Origin of the sequence: Nocardioides sp. NPDC059952 (assembly GCF_042730435.1) — a bacterium.
In the GTDB taxonomy this organism is placed as follows: Bacteria; Actinomycetota; Actinomycetes; order Propionibacteriales; family Nocardioidaceae; genus Nocardioides.
This window is the reverse complement of sequence record NZ_JBHWLY010000183.1, coordinates 1-1,022: the sequence shown is the minus strand read 5'-3', so window position 1 is coordinate 1,022 and position 1,022 is coordinate 1. Positions and strand designations below refer to the sequence as shown.

At 66.6% G+C, this 1,022-nt stretch carries 2 protein-coding genes; both read left to right on the top strand.

Translation table 11 applies throughout. The features are described 5' to 3' along the window. Positions 1–329 precede the first annotated feature (329 nt). The gene (locus tag ACFV9G_RS30060) at positions 330–860 is read left to right on the top strand and encodes a flavin reductase family protein (RefSeq protein WP_378733170.1); all 531 of its coding nucleotides are present in this window, start codon (positions 330–332) and stop codon (positions 858–860) included. Positions 861–909: 49 nt separating this feature from the next. Further along, on the top strand, positions 910–1,022 hold a 113-nt coding region (locus tag ACFV9G_RS30055), incomplete at its 3' end, for a superoxide dismutase [Ni] (RefSeq protein ID WP_357340800.1).

Genomic DNA, 1,022 nt, shown 5'->3' with positions numbered 1-1,022 from the left:
TCACGAGCACGTCGAAGAGCAGCACGGCACTGGCGATGCCGATGGTCAACCACCAGATGAGCGGGGAGACGTCCACGAAGGGACTCCTTAGATCGTGAGGCAGAGCGGTTCTTTGGGAAGATTAGGCGACCGAGGTCAAAGCTTCGAAGTCGTAGCAGACCAACCCGGGTTGTATGACAAGTGCACAACTAGTCTAACAAGTAGCACTTCCGCGGCCCACATGATCTCAGGCGCGGCCGGCCAGATGAGTCAGCGATCACACCGTGGATGACTGGACCTCAACTGGACTTGATGTTTTAGCGTCACTGCCAACAGAGAGAGGAGGGGGTGTGAGCGACACACTCACCGACCAGTTCAAGGCCGGCTTCCGTCGATACCCCACCGGCGTGGCCATCGTCGCCGCCTCGACCGACACGGGACCCGTCGGAGCGACGGTATCGAGCGTGGCCTCGGTCAGCGCGAACCCGCCGATGCTGTCGTTCTCGGTCTCGCGATCCGGCCGGTCCGGGCCGGCACTCACCGGGAGCGACCGCCTCGCGGTGCACGTCCTGACCGAGTCCCAGGCCGACGTGGCCGCGGCCTTCGCCGACCGGACCGCACCACGGTTCACGGTGTCGCAGGGCTGGACGCTCCCCCAGGGCCAGCCACCCGTCCTGGCCGATGCGGCGGCGAGCTTCTCCGGGCAGGTGGTCCGTGTCGTCCCCGCCGGCGAGGCCTGGCTGGTGCTGCTCGAGGTCGACGCGGTCACCCTCGGCGAGAACGCGGAGCCGCTCCTCCATCACAACCGGCACTACTGGTCGCTCGGCGACTCCGTCAGCACCCTCCCGCTCGATCGCATCCTGCCCGAGAAGGCTTCCTGACCGTCAGCCCCGACGGTCTTCCCACCACCACCACCGAGAGGAAACACACGTGCGTCTCTTCGCCCCGACCATCGAGGTCTCGGCCCACTGCGACCTGCCCTGCGGCGTCTACGACCCCGCCCAGGCCCGCATCGAGGCCGAGTCCGTCAAGGCCGTCATCGC